Here is a 22,508-nt window from a genome sequence, read left to right as displayed (position 1 = left end):
TTTTTATTTTATCCTAATCTTAAAATAATATAAAAAACATTATTCATCATCATTTACATAAAACCTATCTTCAAACCAATTATCAAACTTATAATCATCAGCTATAAGGAATGACATATCTGAATATAAAAATATTTCAACATCATTATCTCCAAACATATCGTATATCCACTCATCCCAATACTGGAAATCTTCAAAGTCATCTTTATTAAGATTGATTAACATTTCTTGCATTAATAACTCTGCCTCGTCAATGATTGATTTTAATATTATCTCTTCAATAGGCTTATGAGCTATAAAGTCATCACCCTTCACAGCTTTTATTATTAATTGATTTAAAGCTCTTTTTAATTTTATTAAGAAATTATAATCATACTCCATTAGGAATTCTTCTGGTAAGGATAGCTGAAGGCTAGAAGCATTTAATTGGCCAATGTGTGAACCTTTAGGCAAGCTTGATAATTCTTCTAGATCCATCATTATATCATCTGATAAGATATCAGAACCTATGCAAAATGCTATAGCTGCGTATTTACCGTATAAGTCGTTTATCGTTTCTGACCATGCATCATGAGTCCTATACTTATCTAGATAATTTTCGACATCTGTTTCTTCATCATTAGGAAATTTTGACCACCTTAAAGCTACTAATATACCCTTAATTTTATCCTGTCTAATTGGATTACCAGACTCATATCTACTCCATGTTCTAGTACCGACATTAGCTTTTTTTGCAGCTTGTTCAATAGTTAAGCCCAATTCTTCTCTTCTGTTTTTTATTAGCTTAGACATGTTGTTATTATTTTCTATTGAATTCATGATATTCCTCCATTCTAAATATGACTTGCCACTTATATACATTATGCCACTATTTTAAAATAAAGTCAATCAGATTTTAAAAAATTTCTAGATTTATACTTAGTTTTATTACTTATAAATTCCTACCTTGTATTATTATAAAATATTAAGAATTCGGAGCCTATATGATATAATAATAATTGAGATAATAAATAAAAAAATGTTAGTTAGACCTTTGATTATTTTAGAAAGGATAATAAATGAACGATTACTTAGAGTGTCCATTTTGTAAGAAGATATTTCCTTTGACTGAAGATACTTTTTATGAAACCTATCCTGAGTTTGGTTCTTATAATTGGAAATATTATAGCAAGAAAAATTCAGAAGATAAGATTGGAAATCTATATTTAGATACATCTGAATTAATTATACAATTTAATAAATGCCCAGCTTGCAAAAAAGTAACCATAGATATAATAGGAGCAGGTTCACAATTTCTTGAAGGATTCAGACGAAGAATATTCCCAGCATCTCAAGCCAAACAATATCCAAATTACATACCAAGCCATATATTGAAAGATTATACTGAAGCCTATGATATATTAGAATTAAGCCCAAAGGCTTCAGCTACCCTATCAAGAAGATGCCTACAAAGTATGATCAGAGATAGGTGGGATATAAATGAGAAAAATTTATATAAGGAAATTGATGCTATAAGTGATAAAGTAGATACCAAAACTTGGAATGCCATAGATGCCTTGCGTAAAATAGGAAATATTGGAGCTCATATGCAAAAGGATACAAGCCTTATTATAGATATAGAGCCTTGGGAAGCTGAAAAATTAATATTACTTATAGAGGTACTTATTAAGTCTTGGTATATAGATGTGTACGAGAGAGAAAAATTATTTAAAGATATAGTTAGTATAAAAGATTCTAAAGAAAAATTACGAAGTGAAAAGTAAATATTATTTTAAAATGATTATTAAGCTATAAGTATGAAAAATACTTTATGATATAATAAGTAGAAGATAATAAAAATAGGAGCACATAATGGATAATGTTACTGGAGCCAATCTTGGTTTTGAAAAGGAAATTTTTGCTGCAGAAGATAAGCTTAGGGGAAATATGGAATAATGGCAGAGATTTCTCATGCCAAAATTATCCAAAAACCCAAAACAAGTTGTAAATTACATGTTTTTCAAGGATTCGCCAAAAACTAGGCTTTTGCTCCAGGATGATACTCTAAACATGGAAAATCTGTCAAATGTTGATATTACAGGGATAAGGCTTGACCATGCCGAAGATTTGAAGGACTTTGCCTTTTATATCAAGGATACAATCACTATAAATCCAGACGAATCCAAAAGGGACAATGGCTATGAGGGAAAAATCTTCCTCCTAGTCGACGAAGATGTATTTTCTGCAGCAGAAGGTTTTGCATACTTTGTCAAAAATACTGAATTTGCAACTATTGTTGGAATTAAAACCGGAGGTGACGGGATCACCCTCGGAGTAATAAACTTAGTTTTCCTAAACTCAGGCCTAGTTTTTACCTACACCAACACCCTAGGCTACGGCCCAACAGGCTAAATCAACGAAGAAAATCCAACCACCCCGACATAGAATCCGCCTCCTATAGGAAGTCTATAGAAATAATTGAAAATATGGTAAAAAACTAAAGCTCCAGGAATGGGGCTTTTTTGCTTGGGGAAAAATTCCGCCTGCTTAAAAATGTAAGATTACGCTTTATCACAAATGTCATTTAGACCAAAGCGAGGAATCCCAAAAATCAGTGACCAGAATGACCGAAGAATCTCCATGCGACGTCCCTAATGGGTCTGGCCACAGTGAGCGAAGCGAACTGATGGAAGCCCTTAATCGAGGCTTTTCGAGGTGAACTCTTATCTGGAACGGATAAGAGTGAGCCCGTAAACTGCCGTCGAACTATGCCGCAGGCAGAGGGGGATTTCACAAAGCAAGGATCAACCATGCCGAAGAAATCCTACAAGCCCAGCTATTACCCAAATCAATCCTTTTGTGTTATAATTACAATAGCTATACTAGTATAAATGGTTTAAGCTATAAAATAAATTAGATGAAGTCAAGAATGATAGAAATTTAATAGACTATATAATAACGTTGTACAAAAGAATTGATATATAATTTGAAATAGGCGGTAAAATTTGAAAACAAGATTATACTGGAATATACGAAAGAGGATACTTAATCTGATTTTTATAATTAAAAAGACGATTTATAAAGTTAGTACTAGGAGACATTCATCAAAAGAATATAGTTCATTTCTTAAATTTCTTTTAGAAAAGTTTGTCTATAGAATTATTAAGGCAATAGTATTATTTGGGATTTTAGAATTTGGTGATAGCATTCTTTATAAACATGGTATTACAAAGAATATTAGTAGTGAAATATTGATTAATGTCATAATAGGACAGTTGGGTGTTGCTGGAGTAATTTTAGGATTGTATTCTTCTAATATTTCCAATATATACTCTACAAGATATGCTAGTGCCCCTAAGAAAATCGCGATTGCTTTTCAATATGATGGGTTAACGGTTAGAGGTTTAAACTTCATCACTAATTTTATTATTTATGGAACAATAATCCTGTCTAGATTGTTACTAGGATACAAAGTTGGCTTATTACCAGGGAGTTTGTTAATAGTTTGGGCAATACTTGTTGTAATTTCTTTAGGTATAACGGGAAATAGGATCTATCAATTATCGGATGTATTTAGAGTTGCAGATGATGCTTATGTCATTCTAAATAGGGTGGTTTCTAAACAACTTAAACAAGAAATATATATTTCTGATGCTAATTATCAGAATCACTTTATGAAGATTACTTCAGATAAAATTGAATTGTTAAAATCTATTCAAAAATATGGATGTAATCCTGAATTAGTGAACAGTTCCTCTGTGCTTGAATTTATGTGTTCTAATCTAGCACTAATGGAACAGTACTGGTTAATAAAAAATGAGCTTATTAAAGATTCATTTTGGTTTAAAAGAAAAGGAGTATATCAACAGTGGCATTTTATAAATTATGAAGAAGCATTAACGGCATTAAGCTCAAAGACTGCACTAAGACGTAAAGAAAAACCAGATAATTATTGGCTTGAAGATGAGTTAATGTCTATAAATCATAATTGTATTAATTATTTGATAAAGAAGAATGACTTTGGCACATTGTATAATTATTTTGATACCTTAAGGTCAGTTTGTAAATCTGCAATTGCAAATAGAGAAGCTAATTATTATATAAAAGAAATAGATTGGTTAAAGACAACAATCCAAAATTCGGTAAATAACATTAATTCAGATGATAACTTAATATTCGCAGGATTAGTTGAACTAATTTCTTTATTATATCTAGATATAATAGTAGAATCGAGCAAGTATTTTAAAAATTTTAATATTGATGAAGTATTTAAGTCAGTAATAAAAGGCATTGATACTGGAAAAGCATACGATTCTATAAGTGCAATTAGAGGACGAGAGAACATAGAAATTTATAAAAAAATATTAACAGAGGTACAAGTTGAAGGACATCGACTTACCCCAGACTGGTTAATGAAACAATTTATAACTAATGAAGAATTTATTTATGTAAATTCACTATTTGATGTAGTTAGGGAAAGTATTGATCATGCATATTCATTGGGAGAATTTTTTGTAGACAATCAAATGTATTATGAAGCTTGTATTTTATTTACAAGATTCTATGAATATGAATCAAAGTTATCATATTTTTATATATGCTCTAGTGACATTGAGAAAAGTTTAAAAAAATATCATAAGGATAATGAAGATAAGTGGGATGATAGTAGATTAGAATTGGTGAAAGAAAAATTCTTATATTATAAAAAGGAAATACCTGATAAACTTGTTAAATGCTCAAGTTATTTTGCGATAAAAAATTGGGACAGGAGGGAAGAATATCCAGACTTTTTAGGTGAGAGTTATAATCACATAGCAGAGAATACAGTTGAATCTATTATCAATAATGATATAGAACAATTTGAAAAGACTTATAATAATCTTACTAGGATGATACTTTTATATCAGGAATATATAAGATCTGATTTTATCAAAAATAAAGATTTATATAGAATAGAACATGCGTTTTATGCGTTCACATCTCCTATTGTTGAATGGGCACAAATAGGTGGACTTGGAATATTGTGGGGAGAATTTTTTAAAGATAAACAGTGGAGCGGCATTGTAAAGGGGGCCTCAAAAATAATATTTAATATAGAAAAAAGCGAAGAAAAAGCGAAATCCTTAGCTTCCCAGATGATTGAATTTGCATCACAGAGAGAAAAATTTATATTTAGTATCGGAAATAGAGGAATTTTAAAAACAAGCTGGAATCTTAGTGTTCAAAATGCAATACTGGAAGCTAATGTCATAGAAACTGAATATGTAAAGTTTGGGTCTAGAATAAAAACTGATAGCAAATTAATAAAAGCATTCTGCCCTAATTTTTTGAGTATAGGTTTTTCAAGTGATCCTTCTGAAGTGTTTTGGGTTATTTGTGTAAATCCATTGCTTTCTGAAAAAGAAAAATTCCATTCTAAATATTCATGGGAGTCTTACATTAATGAATAATATGAGAAGTATAAAAAGAAAAATTAAAAAGTTGTACGGAACTCCGATTAAAAATATTTATTCAAGTAGATTTTTAACTGATTTATTTACTGGTTACTCGTATTCATTAAGCAAAGATTCGAATAACAGAATAGATTTCTTTCAAATTATACCAAATGATAAAGAAATTTTGGAATTATTTATAAATCAAGATACTTATAATTTTTCTTATAAATTAGGACAGATCATCGACAGAGTCCTTTATAGTATGGCTGTTCATGGTAAGTCATATATATTTATAAAACCAGAATATATAGAAAAAATTGATGAGGAAGGGAATGTTAATAAGGTAGTTAATGCTTTAAAAATGGATGAAGTAAAAGGGGTGCTCCAGAAAGAAAAATTTTATTATATGCCGTTTGATGATGGGATACATGAAATAAATATAAGCGAAGGTACTTTTATTACATTTGATTTAAAGGAAATGGGTTATAAAAGAAATTTTTTTAAAAAGATAGCAAAAAAAATTGGCGAAAATGATCTAACATCTATATCTTGGGAATTAATTAAAAATGAACCAACATATGATTTTAATGTACATCTAGAGAAAAATACAAATACAACTCTTAAATTAGTAAAAGGCTTAGGTTGGAGTTTAAGAATGGAAGGACTTTCTGACAGCTATATATTGTATAATCAAATACAGATGAAATTATTTAAAATTAAAATGCTTAATTATGTGCTTGAAAAAATTAATAAAGCATTGGTAGATAAATATATAGACAATAAGGATTTTAAAATAGAAGCATCAATAGATAATTTAAATTATGAGGATACTCGGGGTAAGTTTCAAACTGGAGAAATTACAAAATCAGAGCTTAGTAAAATTGTTTAGGGATGAATCTATAATCAAAATTTAATATCAAACAAAAACCTGGCACAGTCTCGTAATCCTTGAAGGATACTAGCTTAAATGCCAGGTTTTCTTATCAGTGCACATTCTATCTTATACACTTGTATATTTTTTATAATTTTCAGTCTGTTCCATCACCTTTTCGAACACTTCTTCATTCCATTGAGGTGGATAGCCGTTTTTACTTAGGAGAATTACTATGTCGTAGTTTAGTTGGGCTTTTATATCTGCTCTGTTTGACCAGTCTGTGTACTGGGCTTTATCGTCTACTAATTCTCTTATTTTTTGGGCTAGGATGATGCATTTTTCATCTTCATATGGGAAATTATGCTTATCTCTTATATTTACTAAGATATCATAAAAGGCCTTTTCTTCATAAGATATGCCCATATCTTCAAAGGATTTCTTGTCCTTTTCCAAGTCCTTCATTATTTTTATTAGCTCTTCTGAAAGATCATTTACAAAATCTTCTGTAACTTCATTTACAAATGCTAGATTATCTCTATCGTTATATTCTTCAACTACTTTCTTTAGTCTTTCAGAAAATTCTATAGCTTTGATTTTATTGGTTAGGCCATATTCTTTGATAGTTTTTTCCAATAATAATACAAGAGCATTATATTTAGTTATTGGGAGTTCAACTTTTTCAAGTTCTTCTAAAGCCTCATCTCCAAATAAATCCAAAGACTTATCGGCATCAATTATGTTTTCGACCCCAGTGCACTGGATAGCATCTGCGACCATTTTTTCTACTATCATATTCATAGTTTCAGCATCTGGAGCATGACCCTTGGTTTGTTTAAAGATAATAGATCTCACTGCCAAATAAAATTGAGCAAGACTTATTTCTTCATCAGTCAATAAACCGGATGGAAATACAATGTTATAGGCAGCCTTAAGCCTCTTTGAAAATCCCATGAAATTACTTAGTTTATCCTTACTTTTTTGGATGAATTCAGCTGCTTCGTTAAGGCACATCAGCCTTTCGAGTGGTTTGCCATAGAGGTAGGCATTCATGTTAAAACCAACAAATAAATTATTAATTAAATCCATATAGTTTTTAAAAATTCTCATACTTGCATCGATGTCATCTATAGGATTTCCACCTGCATTGCCATATTGTTTTAAGGCCTCTAGCATGCTTTTCTTGATTCCTATATAATCGACAACGAGACCCATGTCTTTGCCTTCAAAGACTCTATTAACTCTAGAAATAGTTTGGATTAGGGTATGCTTTTGAAGTGGCTTATCTATATACATTACAGCAAGTGAAGGCACATCAAATCCCGTAATCCACATATCTACCACTACAGCTATCTTGAAGTTGGAATTATTGTTTTTAAATTGCCTATCTAGCATCTTGCGGTATTCTTTTGTGCCACAAGCTTCGTACAAGTCTTCATCGTCGTTGGCGCCCCTAGTAGCAACTAAGTTTATATTTGGAAGACTGACAAGCTTATCAAGCTCGCTTTTATCAAGGAGACTTTCATCATCAGCTTTTTTAGCTTCGGCCCATTCTGGTCTTAACTTTGTAATCTCTTTAAGTAGTCTAAAGGCAATTTCTCTTGAGGAACAAACAATCATAGCCTTTTGGACAACTTTTGGTTTTTCATTTACTAAATTTTCGTAATGGTCTACTATATCAGCGGCCATCATCTTAAGTCTGTCTGGATCACCAAGGATGATAGACATTTGAGACATAGCCTTTTTGCTAGCTTCAACCTGTTCTTCGTTAGAGCCTTCTTCTAGACATTGGTCGTAATATTTTTCAATTTCCTTGGTTTTCTCATCAGAAAGAACAACTCTAGCAAGTCTTGGTTCATAGGATATCTGTTCGGTAATCCCATCATCTGTAGCTTCCTTCATAGTATAGGCATCTACAACTGGACCAAATACAGCTATTGTTTCATCGATAGGAGTACCAGTAAAGCCTACATAAGTCGCATTAGGAAAGGAATCTCGTAAATATTTAGCAAATCCATATCTGGTAAAGACGCCCTTTTCATTCTTTATAAGTTTTGAACCTACACCTGTTTGGGTCCTGTGTGCCTCATCAGAAATACAAATAATATTTTCTCTTTGGGACAAAAGCCCTATATCTTCACTAAATTTTTGGATAGTTGTTAGATATATACCACCTGAAGGTCTGTTGTCTAAGGTATTTTTAAGGTCTTTTCTAGATTCTATACTCCTAACATTATCGTCATGGAAGAAATTTTTGGCAGTTACAAAAAGTTCTGAAGATTGGGTATCCAAATCTTCTCTGTCTGTAATAATTAAAATAGTTGGGTTAGATAAAATATCTTGATTTCTATTCATAAGTAAGCGGCAAAGATATAACATAGCATAGGTCTTACCAGAACCTGTTGCCCCAAAATAAGTGCCGCCCTTGCCTGAACCATTTGGCTTCATCTCTTTTTTAATATTATCAAAAACTTGAGTCGCTGCGAAAAACTGTGGATACCTACAAACTATTACTTTTTCTTCTTTGCTATCATCAGGATAAAAGATAAAATCTCTTAAGATTGCAAGAATTCTTTCCTTAGAAAAAGCACCCTTTATCATTGTATTAAGGGAAGAGATACCGTCCTTTGCTTCTTCGTGAGCATTGACTTTATTCCATGCATAGTAGAACGGATAAGGGGTAAAGATGCTGGCAAGCCTAGTATTAACCCCATCACAAATCACAGATAAGAAATTATATTTCAAAAGAGCTGCTATATCCCTTCTGTATCTCTTATGGATTTGCTCCCAGGCATCATAGATTGTTGTATCTTCTTCAATAGCAGTCTTAAACTCAAAGATGGCTATTGGTATACCATTGATAAAGAGTAAAACATCAGGCCTTCTTTGCTTTTTATCTATAACTTCATACTGGTTTACCACCTTAAAAATATTATTATATGGATTTTCAAAATCTATATAGGAAATGTGGAGGGCAAGCTTGGATTTATCCTCTCTTTGGAGGTCAAAACCATTATTTATAAGAGAAAAAGCTTCTTTATTTCCCTCATAAAGAGGAAAGGACGGGATAAATTTAAGCTTGTTAATAATCATTTGGATTTCAAGGCTGGTAATATTATCTTTGCTATACCTTCTTTCTAAAAATGATTTAAGATCATCTTCTAAAAGTATATCTGTATATTTTCTGTGAATTTCTTCTCCATTCACATAATCATAGCCTTGGTCTATAAAAAGCTCAATTATAGCTTCTTCAAGCTGGGCTTCGGTAAACTTTTTATTCATAACCTTATCTTCCATTCCTTAAGCCTCCTTTCGCTTTGCCTCCTCAACAGCTCCCTTGATAAGGATAGGGCAGATATTCTTGAGTCTTTCTTTGAGTTTCTCGTTTATTTCCTTGCGCTCTGTGTAAACTTTGTAGATGTCGGCAATGGAATTTTGTACTTCAATTGGTGGTATTGGAATTTCTATTTCATAAAATCTATCTAAGTCTAAGTTAGACCTAATACTAGAATCACTTATAAACCATCCATACCTATCTACTTCGGCTCTAGAAAACCATAACATCAAGTATTTAGGATTTATTATATTTTTATTAATACTAAAAACATTGTAGGCAGGTGAAACAATCAAATTATTATTAGTAGTATTAAGAGCGATTCTTATACACTTATCTCTTCCGGTTTGCATACCACTAAATACAAGTTCATCTTGCTTAACTATTTTGTAATTTTTCAATCCGTTTTCATTAATATTTGAATTTGATTTTATAAATCTTTTTTCTATATTTAGTCCACTGATTTCTTTTATATCCAAATTCTTATTTCTGATATCTACTATTTTTAGGACTTCGTTTATTCTGATTAGTTTATAATTTTCTTTTAATTTATCCATGCTAGCATCACAAGCTAATTTCAAATCTTCTAAGCCTTTTTCGTAGGCTGCTTGGTTTTCTAACATGGCCTTGTAGATGGCGACACATTTCTTTTGGATATCAAGGGGAGGGAGGTCGATTTTGATGTCACAAAAATCCTCCCATGACAATCCATCCCTTATAGATGCATCTGTTGAAAACCAGAAATATCTATCTCTTTCTTTTGAATTAAAATATATGAATAAAAATTGATCAATTAAACCAACATTATCCTTAACTTTAAAAACTGTATAAGCTGGACTCACAATCTTATTTTTAGAAGAATGATTGTAAGCTACTGGTAATACAACATCTCTACCAACGTGCATTAGATTAGTAGCAAAAAATCCAATAGGTACATTTTTATAATTGCTTGTATTTTTTCCTACTTGTCTACTTGGTTCAAAAAATTCTTTATCCCTATTAATACCTGATACATCATGAACGGTTAAATTTGGTTCTCCACATTTTTTATCATATTTTTCTATTAGGTCACCAAGTTTGTATCTAGTCAAGGTCATAACCTATCCCCCTGAAGGCTTCTTCTAGCATTTTTTGAGATTCTTTTTCTTTTTTGAGTACTTCTTGCATTTCCTCTTGGATTCTTGCCATTTCTTTCTCATAGTCTATGTCTAGGTCGTGGTCTATAAAGTCTATATACTTGCTTGGGGTAAGGGAGTAGTCTTCTTTCCTTATATCATCAAGGGTGACAGATTTGCAAAGTTCTGCTATATCTGTGTAGTATGCATCTTCACTTTGCCAAGCTTGATAGATTTCTCTGACCTTTTTTATGTCATGGTCTGTGAAGGCGACTTTTCTTTTTTTCTTGCCCTTGTCTAAGTTGATGGTTTCTATATTTTTATTCCAGGTCCTTAGGTCCATAAATAAGACTTGATTTTGCCTGTCTCTTAAGGTCCTGTTGTCAGCAAGCTTAGATTTTTTATTTTTATTTATTATCCAAAGGGTGACAGAGATGTCTGTTGTATAAAACATATCCCTTGGTAGGACTATGATGGCTTCAACTAGGTCTTTTTCGAGGATTTCTTTTCGGATTTTCCCTTCATCACCGCCTGCGTTTAGGGCACCGTTGGCAAGGAGGAATCCAGCTATACCATCAGTCTCGTCTAGTTTTGATATCATGTGAAGAATCCATGCGTAGTTGGCATTGGCTACTGGTGGCATAGGATAACCATCAAATCTAGGGTCATCTAAGAGCTCGTCTTCATCTCGCCAATTTTTGAGGTTGAAGGGTGGGTTAGCCATGATATAGTCAACCTTCCTATTTTTAAATAGGTCATTTTGGAAGGTAGATGCGTTTCTATCTCCTAGGTCATGGGCTATACCTCTTATAGATAGGTTCATCTTGCAAAGTTTCCGTGTATCAGGTACTGACTCCTGGCCGATGATGGATACTTTTTGTCTGTTTCCTTGGTGCCTATCGATAAATTTCATACTTTGGACAAACATTCCCCCTGAACCACAACAAGGATCATATACCACGCCATCGTAAGGTTCGATTAACTCAGCTATTAGCTTTACAACACTAGCTGGTGTATAAAATTCTCCATCTTCCTTGGTGCCTGATGCAGCATAGATTTGAAGAAAGTATTCATAGACCCTGCCGATTAGGTCATCTTCGTGAAATCTATCTTTGTTTATCTTGTTGATTTCATCAATTAGACTTTTAAGTTTGCTAGAACTTGCACCCAAAGTAGCATAGAGGTTTTGTGGCAAGGCGCCTCTTAGGGATTCGTTGTCTTCTTCGATATCTTTCATGGCTGTATCAAGGATTACTGCTATATCATTTGATGCGGCATTTTTGACAATATAGTCCCATCTAGCATTTTCTTTAAGGTAATAAACGTTTTTGGCATTATATGAAGCAGGCATCTCCATAAGTAAAGGGATATCAGGTTGTTCAGCTAAGATTTCCTTTCTTCTAGCTTCAAACTTTTCCCCAGCAAACTTAAGAAAAACAAGGCCAATTACAGCATCCCTATTTTTTTCACTACTACCATAGCCCCTAAGAGCTACTCTACAATTCAATAAAACTGTTTCTAAAGATAATTCTTCTTTTTTGGTATTTTTGCTAACTTTTAGAGTCATAATTTCCCCAATCTAATTTTTTATATACTAAATAAATACTCATTATAAGTAGAGCATTTTATAGGTTAAAATACTAAATAAGCAATCATATTATTACTATTATTGTATCATTTTTAGAATTTAAATGAAAGATAATTAACAAGATAATTAAACTTAATAAAATGAACTTAAATTTTTATAGGGCGAACATCCCCCCCCCAAACTTGAAATACTAAAAAACAAAAATAAAATATAAACATGCCGGGGCAACAAGATGGTTGCCCACCACAGAAAAGCCAGGAGAGTATTTTATACATCTCCTGGCTTTTTTGATGGTTTTATTTAATTTATTAATTAGGACTTTTTTTAATCATTATAGTCAAATCTTTCTTTTTTGAAGGTGAAGAGTTCTTTGCCTTCGTATTGTTTGTATATTTTGTAGATGGTGTAGAATTCTTCTTCTCTGATGGCGTGGTTTCCTATTATGGTTCCAAAGCCTACTCCTACCTTGCTTCTTCCGTAGAGTTTTTGGTTTAGGTCTATAAAGATCCGTGGGCAATAAGGGCTATAGCCTGTGTGTTTATGATGGCTGAAGCCTTCTTTTTCTAAGAATTCTACTAATTTAGCGTCTCCATTTTTTAGGTCGTCATCTGCTACTAAGAAACTTATTTTTACTGTTCTATTTTCCATAATTTCCTCCTTTTTTTGAGAAGAAAAAAACACCCATCGACGATGGATGCAGTCTGCCCCATCATTCAAGCTTTAGCACCTTAGTCATGACCAGGTTGCTGAAGGATCGTCGAGCTTGTCTCTAACCTTCTCTTTATGGTAGTTTCATTATATTATTTGTTTATTTATATTCAAATTATTTCTTTGTCAAATCTACAATCAAAAACACCTACTCAATTTTTTATATGAGTGGGTGTTTTGCTTTTCTTTCTATATTTTTTCTATAACAGCCCGATGAGTTTTTCTCCTATTAGGGTTATTGATGTGATGATTATGAAGCATGTTCCTCCTAGGGCTAGGGGTTTGGAGCCTGATTTTACTAGTTTTACTATGTCGCTGTTGAAGCCTATGGCTGACATTGCCATTACTATGAAAAATTTGGATAGGTCTTTGAAGGGTTTGAAGTATCCTATGTCTACTCCCTTGGCGAGGGCTATGGTTGTGATTAGGCTTGCTATTATGAAATATATTATGAAAAATGGAAATATTTGTTTGATGGATATTTTTTTGCTATCATCTGTGTCTGTTTTTTTCATTCTTATGAAGGCTAGGCCTAGGCATATTGGGATTATGGCGAGGGTCCTGGTTAGCTTGACGGTGACTGCTTCATCTAGGGTTTGACTTCCTAGGTTGAATATTGTGTCCCATGTGGATGCTGTGGCTGTGACTGATGATGTGTCGTTTACTGCTGATCCAGCAAATATTCCAAAGGCGTGACCGTTGGCATGGCTAAAGCCGATTAGCTGTCCTAGGCTTGGGAAAAGAAGAGCGGCTAGGATGTTGAAAAAGAATATTACTGATATGGCTTGGGCGATTTCATCTTCGTCTGCATCTATTACTGGTGCGGCGGCTGCTATGGCGGATCCTCCACAAATTGATGAACCTACTCCAACTAGTGTTGCTATGTGGTCTTTGATGAGGCCTGTTTTGCTGGCTATGAATGCTACTAATAGTGAGCTTGATATGGTTGATAGGATGATTGGTAGTGATTCTCTTCCTGTTTTTAATACTAGGCCTAAATCTAGTCCGAATCCTAGGAGGATTACGGCGTATTGTAGGATTTTTTTGGAGGTGAATCTTACTCCGTCCATGTAGGGTGTTTTGTTTTTGATTATTTGACCGAGGACCATGCCTATGAGTATTGCAAATACTGCTGGTCCTACTAGGGGCACTTTTTTGCCTATGAATTGAGATATACTTGCTATTATGAGGCAGAGTATGATTCCCCTTATATTTTTTTCTATTGATTTTGTCATGTTTTCTCCTTCCGTTTTTTTATTATAGCAGGGGATTATCATAATGTAAAATTATAATTATTTACTATATTATAAATTTTTGTTATGATTATTAGGGAGGATTTTATGTTGGATTTTAGAATTGAAAGTTTCTTGGCGGTGTGTGAGTATCTTAATTTTACTAAGGCGGCGGAGAGTCTGAATATTACCCAGCCTGCCATATCTCAGCATATTAAATATTTGGAAAATTATTATAATTGTAAGCTTTTTTCTAGGAATAAGAAAAGTTTATCTTTGACTGACCAGGGTAAGATTTTAAGGGCGGCGCTCCTTTCTATGTCAAATGATGAGCATAGGCTAAGGAAGCTTCTTGGCAAGAAAAAATCCCAGGGGGAGAAGATTTCTCTTGGTTTTACGAGGTCGGTTGGTGAGTATATAGTCCTTGATAAACTAATTGCCTTGATTAAGGAGAAGGCGGCTTGTGATTTTCATATTTATTATGAAAATACCGATGAGATTTTGAGGGATATTGATAGTGGGAAGATTGATTTTGCAATTATTGAGGGGTTTTTGGATGGCAAGGATTATTTTGTCAAAAAATATAAGAGCGATAGGGTCCAGTGTATTTGCCACAGGGACCATGTTTTTCAAAGACCTATCACAAAGCTGACTGATTTGCTAGATGAGAGGATTATTATAAGAGAAGAGGGGTCTGGTACTCTTGCCATTCTCAAAAATTTCCTCTATATGGATAATATAGATACAAAGGATTTTGCAAATATTATTGAGATTAATAATATGCACGCTATTGTTGAGCTTCTTAAGGCAGACTGCGGTATTAGCTTCTTGTTTGAGTCTTGTGTTGAAAAGGAATTAAGGGAAAAGGAGCTTAGGATTGTAGATCTAGAGGATTTTAATCTGACCCATGATATGTCCATTGTGGCCAGCAAGAACTCCATATTTTTGGATTTGTATTTAGAAATAGCTGAAAAATTGTAAGAAAAAGATGTGTGTTCTTGTTTTGAGTAATTAGTATTAAAAAAGGGAAGCTTAAATAAGCTCCCTCTTTTAGTGCATAAATTTAGAACCCGTAAGTATCCCCGTATATCTCATAGGCTGCTTGTTGGGTGCCTTCGCCGGCGGCGAATTTGTAGACTGTGACTTCTCCTAGGTCTTTGTCTTTTATTTTGTAGACTCCCATTGGGATGGCCCAGGTTTTGACTAGTTCACTTCCATCTTCTTGGATGAAGGTGGCTGTGTCTATGTCTCCGCAGAAGTCTAGGCTGATTAGGATTTTCTCTCCTGTTCTTTTGGAGGCTAGGAGGGTGTAGGTTGTGATTTTGATGTCTGTGTCAGATTTTGGTTTTATTTCTTTTTTGTCTCTTATGTTGCCTAAGACCTTGATGATAGGCTGTTTGTCTTTGCTATCTAGATCTATGTCTGATAGGGTTTTATTTTCGAACATATCTTTGAAGTTTTTTGATTGCTCGAGGTTGTATAGGACATGTGAGCCGGTGTCTAGGAATTTTAGGCTTCCTTCTAGGTCTTTGACCCCGCCTATGGCTTGTTTTTTCTCTTCTTTGTAATTTTCTAGAATCATTTCTGACATGCATATTTGGTCAGAGTGGCTGAAGAATACTTCTGTTTTGTCGTTTATGCCTTGTGTTTTCTTTGGGGCATTGGCCTGGCTTGTTGGCTCTTCGTTGCTTATTTTCGGGAATTGCTTGCCTAGTTCAAAGACGTTTGAGTTATTTTCGTCTATGTTTCCTTTTTTTACATCTGGATATTCTTTCATGAATACTAGGTCTTTGATGTCGGTGTATTCTTTGTGGTGCTTTTTGGATAGCATGTAGGCTCCTGCCTTGCCATCTGGATAGTCTGGTTTGTAGTATAAATCTACTGTGTAGCCTTTATTTTCTAGGTCTGTAATCTTTGAAGCTGGCAAATGGAAGGTGAATTCTTCTCCTAGCATGCCTTGGTTAAAGTTGTGTGCATCCACATATTTGGTTGTGACGCCATTTTCTTCAAAGCTGCCTGATTTTGGGGTTTGGTAGGAGAATTTTGTTAGCCTTACCGTGTATGTGTTATCGTCGATTTTTTTAGGGTTAGCAAATTGGCCCTTAAAGAGGGCATAGGACATATTTTGACCATCGCCATAGTAGCATGAACCATCAAAATTGCCATCCTTGCGGAAATATATTTTTTCACCGCTGTCTACCAGGCAATCGTAGAGGATTTTACCCTGAAGGTCTGCAAAAAGGTCGAACTGGTTGTTCTTTTTGATAGTATCTTGGCCATCTTTTATAGTAGCATTGCCATTTTCATCCTTTTCTAGGATGTCTTCGTCATTATCAATTTCATCCAAGTCTTCATCTTCGAGCATATCTTCATCTTCATTTTCATAATCAAAGTAGTCATCGCCTAGGATGTCCTTGGCGTAGTCTTCGCTGGCCTTGCCTGCACGGATTTTACCTTGTCTTAGGAGAAAATCTATGTCATTTTTCACCATACTGCATGATGACAGGATAAAGGCTAGGGCAAGTATACCAAATATTTTCTTTTTCATGGTGGCTCCTTAGTTTATTTTATTCTATTATATCATATTGCGACTTTGTTTAAAAACTTTTATTGGGGTATCTATTTACTAAGATATAAGTTGTGAAAAGGAGGGACCATGGATTCTAAGAATTTGAGCTTTTTAGATGATTTTAGCAATGATTACAGAATTAACACTATACATATTTTAAAGGATGGAAAGGAGGCGGACTTTGCTATAGAGGATATTTTCGATAAGGAAAAATTTGATTATTTTATTGGTGTTACTTATTCGATTTCTCCTGGTTTTGTTAATAAATATTTAAAAGATTTTACGTCTTCTGAGCTGGTTATTGGCATTGATAATGACTATATCAAGGATTCTATTAATAGACTTGCCAAGCATCTGAAAGAAAATATCCTTAAGCAAATTCAGGGTGATCCTATCAAATTTTTTGATGATTTGGATATTAGATCTAAGTTTAATCTGAATAGGGGTGCGCTTAAAGTTTGGATTTCTCCAAGTTATATAATCCATTCGAAATTTTATCTTTTGTGGAATGATAAGGGCGATAAGAGGCTTATTCTTGGTTCTGCTAATCTTTCTAATAGGGCCTTTGATAAGGATTCTATGCAATTTGAAAATATCCTTATCCTTGATGATTCTTCTTATTTTGATTCCTATATGGCTTATTATAGAGAAAGTCTGTCTAAGGTTTTGACTGATTATATTCCAAAAGAGATTAAAAAGATTAATGCAAGGAATTTTAAAAATATTTCTTCAATTGATGAGATTACGTCTGATGAGGTCTTTATCATTTCTAACGAAGACCTTGCAAATATCAAACAAAAAGCTGTACTTGATATAATCGAGGATGTGAAAGATAAGATTGCCATAGGTATTTGTAAAGATTCTGTCATTGGCGAGCTTGATGATATTGAAAGTGATAGGTCTATGAAAAAGAAGGCTGAAAAAAGAGAGGCCGAGGCAGAGCAAGAGGCTTTTGAAATTAGCAAGGAATTGATTAATAAGAGAACGAAGAAACCTACTCTTTATTCTAAGGAGGATATTAGAAAAAAAGTCAGAAAGAGGGTGGAAAAGATTAGTGTTAAGGAAGCTGAGGTAAGGTCTGATATTGAAAGGGTTGAGCTTTATAGCAAAAGGGATTTGAGAAATTCTAAAAAGGATAAAACAGGACTACTTGTAAGGTCTAGTATTAATTCCAAAAAATTTATATCCTTTGGCAAGAAGGCAAGCCCAGAGGACCTTGCTAGGTCCTTAAAATATTTAAATGATTATATGAAGGGCTTTGAATCTTATGCCAATTCTTATACTGATGATTATGGAAAGAGGATTTTTGAAAGTATTCTTTGTATATTTACTGCTCCTTTTATTTATGAGCTTAGAGATCAAATAGAAATCGTTGAAAATAGGCTGGATATTCCCCAATTTATTTTTATTGGAGGGGAAGCTGGTTCTGGTAAATCTTCTCTGCTTGCGATAATGTCTAAGCTTACTGGAATTAATGAGGGTGGCTTTTATCAGTGGAAGGACCTCTTAGGAATTAAGAAAAATGGCCAAAAAGTAGATAGAATTAATACTTTGCAAGGATGGATTAGCGGGGAAAATGTCAATCCAATCCTAATTGATGAGATTGACAATGAGTTTTTTACCAATGAAAAATACGGTAGGGAATTTATTGTTACAACTTCTAACCTATGTATTAGGAACAATAACCCCTATCCGATTATGATTGGAACTACTAATACAAAGTCCTATGCCCTTCCTAAAGAGGCTAGGAGGAGGTCTTATTACTTGATAATTGATAGGGTTCTCAAAAAATCAAAAGAATCGGCTAGTCTTTATAAAAATATTTACGAAAGCATTGACAACACTCTCTTTTTGGATTTTTGCTATAGGATGGCCCTAAGGCTTGAAAGTGAAGATGCCTACAAGCGGGACATCTATAATGAAGACAATAATTTTGACTTTTTATACAATTCTAGGGAAATTTTAAAAGAATATTACGAAGAGGCCGACCTGCCCTTGCCTAGATATTTCCCAGAAAAGAAATACAACGACGATACAGAAGCTAATAAGGAAAAGTGGAAGAATTTATACCGTGGTTCTAGGGATCTTTTTGTCTACGATGAAGAAACTGGCAATCTTTTTGTCAATATCAGCCAACTTAACGAATCCTACAGGACCTACGGGGCATCCACAGGGCAAATTTATGCAGATGCCCTCCCTCAGGAAGTCTGTGTGGGAAGCGTGCACGGAGTTGTAAATATAGAGCTTGATACGGCTAAGTTTTTGGCCTGGATTGAAGTTGAAAACCCATTTGCCAGGAAAAAGTCCTTTTTTGAGAGGTTATTTAGAAATCAGGAAAGCTTCCGTCTTTGACTTTTATAAGAGCCTTGTAAATTATTATGAAAATTAAAAGCAAGAAGCTTTTATAGATATTTATTTTATGGCAAAAAGTGTTTAGAAGGAATATTCTGGGGTAATTTTATAAGAGAAAAGAGAGGAGATACGATGAAAAATATTGTAATTGCAGGCGGTGGAGTCCTAGGTAGTCAAATCGGATTTCAATCAGCCTATAGAGGAAAAAATGTTACTTTTTGGCTAAGAAGCGAGGAATCAATCGGTAGAGCTAAGCCAAAAATAGAAAAATTATATATGACCTATCTGGCAGAGCTAGACCATGCCAAGGCTCAAATTGGAAAGGAAAATCCAGATTATGCAAGGGCTTTGATAGAAGATTTTGAAAATATCAGCCCAGAAGAGATTGATAAGCTAAAAGAGGATGTAAAAAAAGCCTACGAATCAATCAAATACGAAACAGACTTGGCAAAGGCCATGGAAGGGGCAGACTTTGTAATCGAGGCTATAGCTGAGGTGGCAGATGTAAAACACGACTTCTTTAAAAAGATTAAGGACTATTTGGGAGATGATACAATCCTAGCATCCAACTCATCAACCATGCTCCCATCAACCTTTAAGGATGATGCAGGCAGACCTGAAAATTATCTTCACTTCCACTTTGCCAACCACATCTGGAGAAATAACCTTGCAGAGATTATGGTAACACCAGAAACATCTGATAAGGTAAGAGAAGCTGTGGAAGTCTATGCCGGAGAAATCACCATGATTCCAGTAGTAATCAAAAAGGAAAGGCCAGGCTATCTTCTAAATTCCCTCCTAGTACCACTATTAAGTGCAGCCCAAGAGCTAGTAGCAGGCGAATATGCGAGCTTTGAAGATGTAGACATGGCTTGGAAAGTCGGTGCAGGAGCCCCAAGAGGACCTTTCGAAATCCTAGATATTATAGGCCTTATGACACCATACAACCTTGCAAAATACAAGGAAGGGGCAGATGACCCATCTACAATGGCAGGCAAGATTGTAAAAATGCTTGAGGAAAAGATAGAAGCAGGTAAAACTGGCGTGGCAGCAGGCGAAGGCTTCTACAAATATGACGAAAAGGGTAGAAAAATCAAATAAAAGCTTAAAAGGCGAGGATTTCTATCCTCGTTTTTTAATCTAAATATAAAACTAGAACTTTGACCCTGAATCGATTACAATGAAAAGGAAAGAAAAAACAAAGGAGATGAATATGAAAAAACATTGGTGGCATAAGACTACAATTTATCAAATATATCCAAGGTCCTTCATGGATTCAAATGGGGACGGCATGGGAGATCTTAAGGGAATAATCTCCAAGCTTGACTACCTCAAGGACCTAGGCATCGGGGCAATCTGGCTATCTCCAGTCTACAAGAGCCCGATGGATGATAATGGCTATGATATTTCAGACTACAGGGATATAGCAGATATTTTTGGCAATATGGATGACATGGACACCCTCCTAGCCGAGGCAAACAAGAGGGACATCAAGATAATCATGGACCTAGTTGTAAACCACACATCAGATGAGCACGCTTGGTTTATAGAAGCAAGGGATAATCCAGACAGCCCAAAGAGAGACTTCTATATATGGAGAGATGAGCCAAACTCATTAGAATCAGCTTTTTCAGGATCAGCTTGGCAATATGACGAAAAATCTGGTCAATATTACCTCCATTTATTCTCCAAAAAGCAACCAGACCTCAACTGGGAAAATGAGGACCTCCGCCACGAAATCTACGACATGATGAATTTCTGGATAGACAAGGGCATCGGTGGCTTTAGGATGGATGTAATCGACCTTCTGGGAAAGGTACCTGATAAGGAAATCAGGGAAAATGGCCCAATGCTCCACACCTATCTAAAGGAAATGAACGCATCTACCTTTGGCAAGTACGACTTGCTAACAGTAGGCGAAACCTGGGGAGCAAGCCCAGAAATTGCCCAACAATATTCAAATCCAGACAATAAAGAACTATCAATGGTCTTCCAATTTGAACACATCGGCCTATCCCACGAAGAGGGAAAAGCAAAATGGTTCTACAAAAAGGACCTAGATGTGAAGAAATTAAAGGAAATATTTGCCAAATGGCAGAATAAACTAGCTCCAGGTGAGGGCTGGAACTCCCTATTTTGGGAAAACCACGACCTACCAAGAGTCCTATCCCTATGGGGAGATGAGGGAGTAAACCGAGTCAAATCAGCCAAGGCCTTCGCCATTCTCCTCCACCTAATGAGAGGAACTCCTTACATTTACCAGGGAGAAGAAATTGGCATGACCAATTACCCATTCAAGGGCTTAAGCGATTTTGAAGACATAGAGTCAATAAATTATGCCAATGAGTGCCTAGACAAGGGCGAGGACATGGCGGCAATCCTTGACAGGATATCAGTAATAGGCAGGGACAACGCCAGAACACCAATGCAGTGGGATGCTAGCAAAAACGCTGGATTTTCAAGCGCAGACAAGACTTGGCTAGCAGTAAATCCAAATTATAAGGAAATAAACGTAGAAAAAGCCCTAGCAGATAAGGATTCAATCTACTACACTTACAAAAAGCTAGTAGATTTAAGAAAAACCAAGGATTGGCTAATAGATGCTGACTTTGATCTAATAGAAACAGCAGAAAAGGTATTTGCCTACTACAGAAGCACAGAAAATGAGAAATATTTGGTAGTAGTAAACCTATCAGGAGAAGAGCAAAACTTCGAACTAAAGGATACCTACCAAGAAATAATAATAGCAAACACAGATGTGGAAGAAGTAAAAGAAAGAAAAACCCTAGCCCCATGGGACGCCTTCTGTGTGAAAATTAAATAAGCAAAAAAAGACTAGTCAAGGTAAAATCTTGACTAGTTTTTTTGATGGAGATTTTGGGACAATATGTAGGCTATATATAGAAGAGATTTTTTAATGTTAAATTTTTTAATTACTCACTATTTTCATTCCAAGGGAAACTTCCTTATCTTCGACCACCACACCCTTGCTTCGAGCCCAGTGACAAGCCCGTCGGCTCTAGGAGACAAGCCTAAAAGTTTTGCAAGGTGTTAAAAAATACTTAGGGCAGGATTTTGTTTAATTTTCACAAGCCTTCGGATGTTTCAAATTATCGTTCTTAGGCTTATTTTGAAATTTGAGTGTCCGTAATAGGTCTCTCGGCTAGGCTCGAGACAAGGGGTAAAGAATGAAGCTTGAAAAGCTTCCCACCATAAAACTTAAGATTTTTCAAAAAAACTCTTGACAAGATGAAAATGTTATCATATAATGGACTTGTAATAAATGAAACGTTACAAAAATAAATTCTCATATAGTTTAAGCTAG

At 34.5% G+C, this 22,508-nt stretch carries 15 protein-coding genes and 1 riboswitch; of the genes, 8 read left to right on the top strand and 7 right to left on the bottom strand.

The window, feature by feature from the left end; genetic code table 11:
• Positions 1–39 precede the first annotated feature (39 nt).
• A complete protein-coding gene (locus tag NH286_RS03930) occupies positions 40–819 on the bottom strand; it encodes a helix-turn-helix domain-containing protein (RefSeq protein ID WP_265237049.1) in 780 nt (259 codons plus the stop codon).
• Positions 820–1,058: 239 nt separating this feature from the next.
• Between NH286_RS03930 and NH286_RS03925 the strand changes: the two genes are divergently transcribed.
• From NH286_RS03925 to NH286_RS03910, 4 genes are all read left to right on the top strand, one after another.
• Entirely contained in the window at positions 1,059–1,763 is a 705-nt protein-coding gene (locus NH286_RS03925; protein WP_265237047.1) for a DUF4145 domain-containing protein, read from the top strand.
• A 187-nt stretch (positions 1,764–1,950) separates the two neighbouring features.
• Positions 1,951–2,391, top strand: a complete 441-nt coding sequence (locus NH286_RS03920) for a S41 family peptidase (protein WP_265237045.1) — start codon at positions 1,951–1,953, stop codon at positions 2,389–2,391.
• Positions 2,392–2,984: 593 nt separating this feature from the next.
• Positions 2,985–5,429 (top strand): hypothetical protein, encoded by a 2,445-nt coding sequence (locus tag NH286_RS03915; protein WP_265237043.1) that lies wholly within the window; start codon positions 2,985–2,987, stop codon positions 5,427–5,429.
• Positions 5,422–6,303, top strand: coding sequence for a hypothetical protein (locus NH286_RS03910; protein ID WP_265237041.1), 882 nt, complete (start codon positions 5,422–5,424; stop codon positions 6,301–6,303). Before NH286_RS03915 ends, NH286_RS03910 begins: the two co-directional genes overlap by 8 nt.
• A gap of 111 nt (positions 6,304–6,414) precedes the next feature.
• Here the strand turns inward: NH286_RS03910 and NH286_RS03905 are convergent, their stop codons facing one another.
• The 5 genes from NH286_RS03905 to NH286_RS03885 all read right to left on the bottom strand — a co-directional run bounded on the left by NH286_RS03905 (position 6,415) and on the right by NH286_RS03885 (position 14,265).
• On the bottom strand, positions 6,415–9,582 hold the full coding sequence (locus NH286_RS03905; RefSeq protein WP_265237038.1) for a type I restriction endonuclease subunit R: 3,168 nt from the start codon (positions 9,580–9,582) through the stop codon (positions 6,415–6,417).
• A gap of 3 nt (positions 9,583–9,585) precedes the next feature.
• Positions 9,586–10,716: a restriction endonuclease subunit S gene (locus NH286_RS03900; RefSeq protein ID WP_265237036.1), complete on the bottom strand. Its 1,131-nt coding sequence runs from the start codon at positions 10,714–10,716 to the stop codon at positions 9,586–9,588.
• Positions 10,703–12,301 (bottom strand): type I restriction-modification system subunit M, encoded by a 1,599-nt coding sequence (locus tag NH286_RS03895; RefSeq protein ID WP_265237034.1) that lies wholly within the window; start codon positions 12,299–12,301, stop codon positions 10,703–10,705. The genes NH286_RS03900 and NH286_RS03895 overlap by 14 nt, the downstream gene beginning before the upstream one ends.
• Before the next feature lie 345 nt (positions 12,302–12,646).
• Positions 12,647–12,970: a hypothetical protein gene (locus NH286_RS03890; protein ID WP_265237032.1), complete on the bottom strand. Its 324-nt coding sequence runs from the start codon at positions 12,968–12,970 to the stop codon at positions 12,647–12,649.
• A gap of 30 nt (positions 12,971–13,000) precedes the next feature.
• A riboswitch (SAM riboswitch) is annotated at positions 13,001–13,112 on the bottom strand.
• Positions 13,113–13,230: 118 nt separating this feature from the next.
• Positions 13,231–14,265, bottom strand: coding sequence for a YeiH family protein (locus NH286_RS03885; protein ID WP_265237029.1), 1,035 nt, complete (start codon positions 14,263–14,265; stop codon positions 13,231–13,233).
• 105 nt (positions 14,266–14,370) lie between these two features.
• On the opposite strand from NH286_RS03885, the gene NH286_RS03880 reads away from it, so the two are divergent.
• A complete protein-coding gene (locus NH286_RS03880) occupies positions 14,371–15,243 on the top strand; it encodes a LysR family transcriptional regulator (RefSeq protein ID WP_265237027.1) in 873 nt (290 codons plus the stop codon).
• A gap of 82 nt (positions 15,244–15,325) precedes the next feature.
• Here the strand turns inward: NH286_RS03880 and NH286_RS03875 are convergent, their stop codons facing one another.
• Entirely contained in the window at positions 15,326–16,810 is a 1,485-nt protein-coding gene (locus NH286_RS03875) for a hypothetical protein (RefSeq protein ID WP_106461385.1), read from the bottom strand.
• A gap of 108 nt (positions 16,811–16,918) precedes the next feature.
• Here NH286_RS03875 and NH286_RS03870 point away from each other — a divergent pair, with 108 nt between their 5' ends.
• From NH286_RS03870 to NH286_RS03860, 3 genes are all read left to right on the top strand, one after another.
• A complete protein-coding gene (locus tag NH286_RS03870) occupies positions 16,919–19,183 on the top strand; it encodes a phospholipase D family protein (protein ID WP_265237024.1) in 2,265 nt (754 codons plus the stop codon).
• A 132-nt stretch (positions 19,184–19,315) separates the two neighbouring features.
• Positions 19,316–20,284 (top strand): 3-hydroxyacyl-CoA dehydrogenase, encoded by a 969-nt coding sequence (locus NH286_RS03865; RefSeq protein WP_265237022.1) that lies wholly within the window; start codon positions 19,316–19,318, stop codon positions 20,282–20,284.
• 112 nt (positions 20,285–20,396) lie between these two features.
• Positions 20,397–22,007, top strand: a complete 1,611-nt coding sequence (locus NH286_RS03860; protein WP_265237019.1) for a glycoside hydrolase family 13 protein — start codon at positions 20,397–20,399, stop codon at positions 22,005–22,007.
• The last annotated feature ends 501 nt before the right edge of the window (positions 22,008–22,508 follow it).

Source organism: Anaerococcus sp. NML200574 (assembly GCF_026131665.1).
Classification (GTDB): Bacteria; Bacillota; Clostridia; order Tissierellales; family Peptoniphilaceae; genus Anaerococcus; species Anaerococcus kampingae.
Note: the sequence above shows the minus strand (reverse complement) of the source record. Positions and strands in the feature narration are given on the sequence as shown.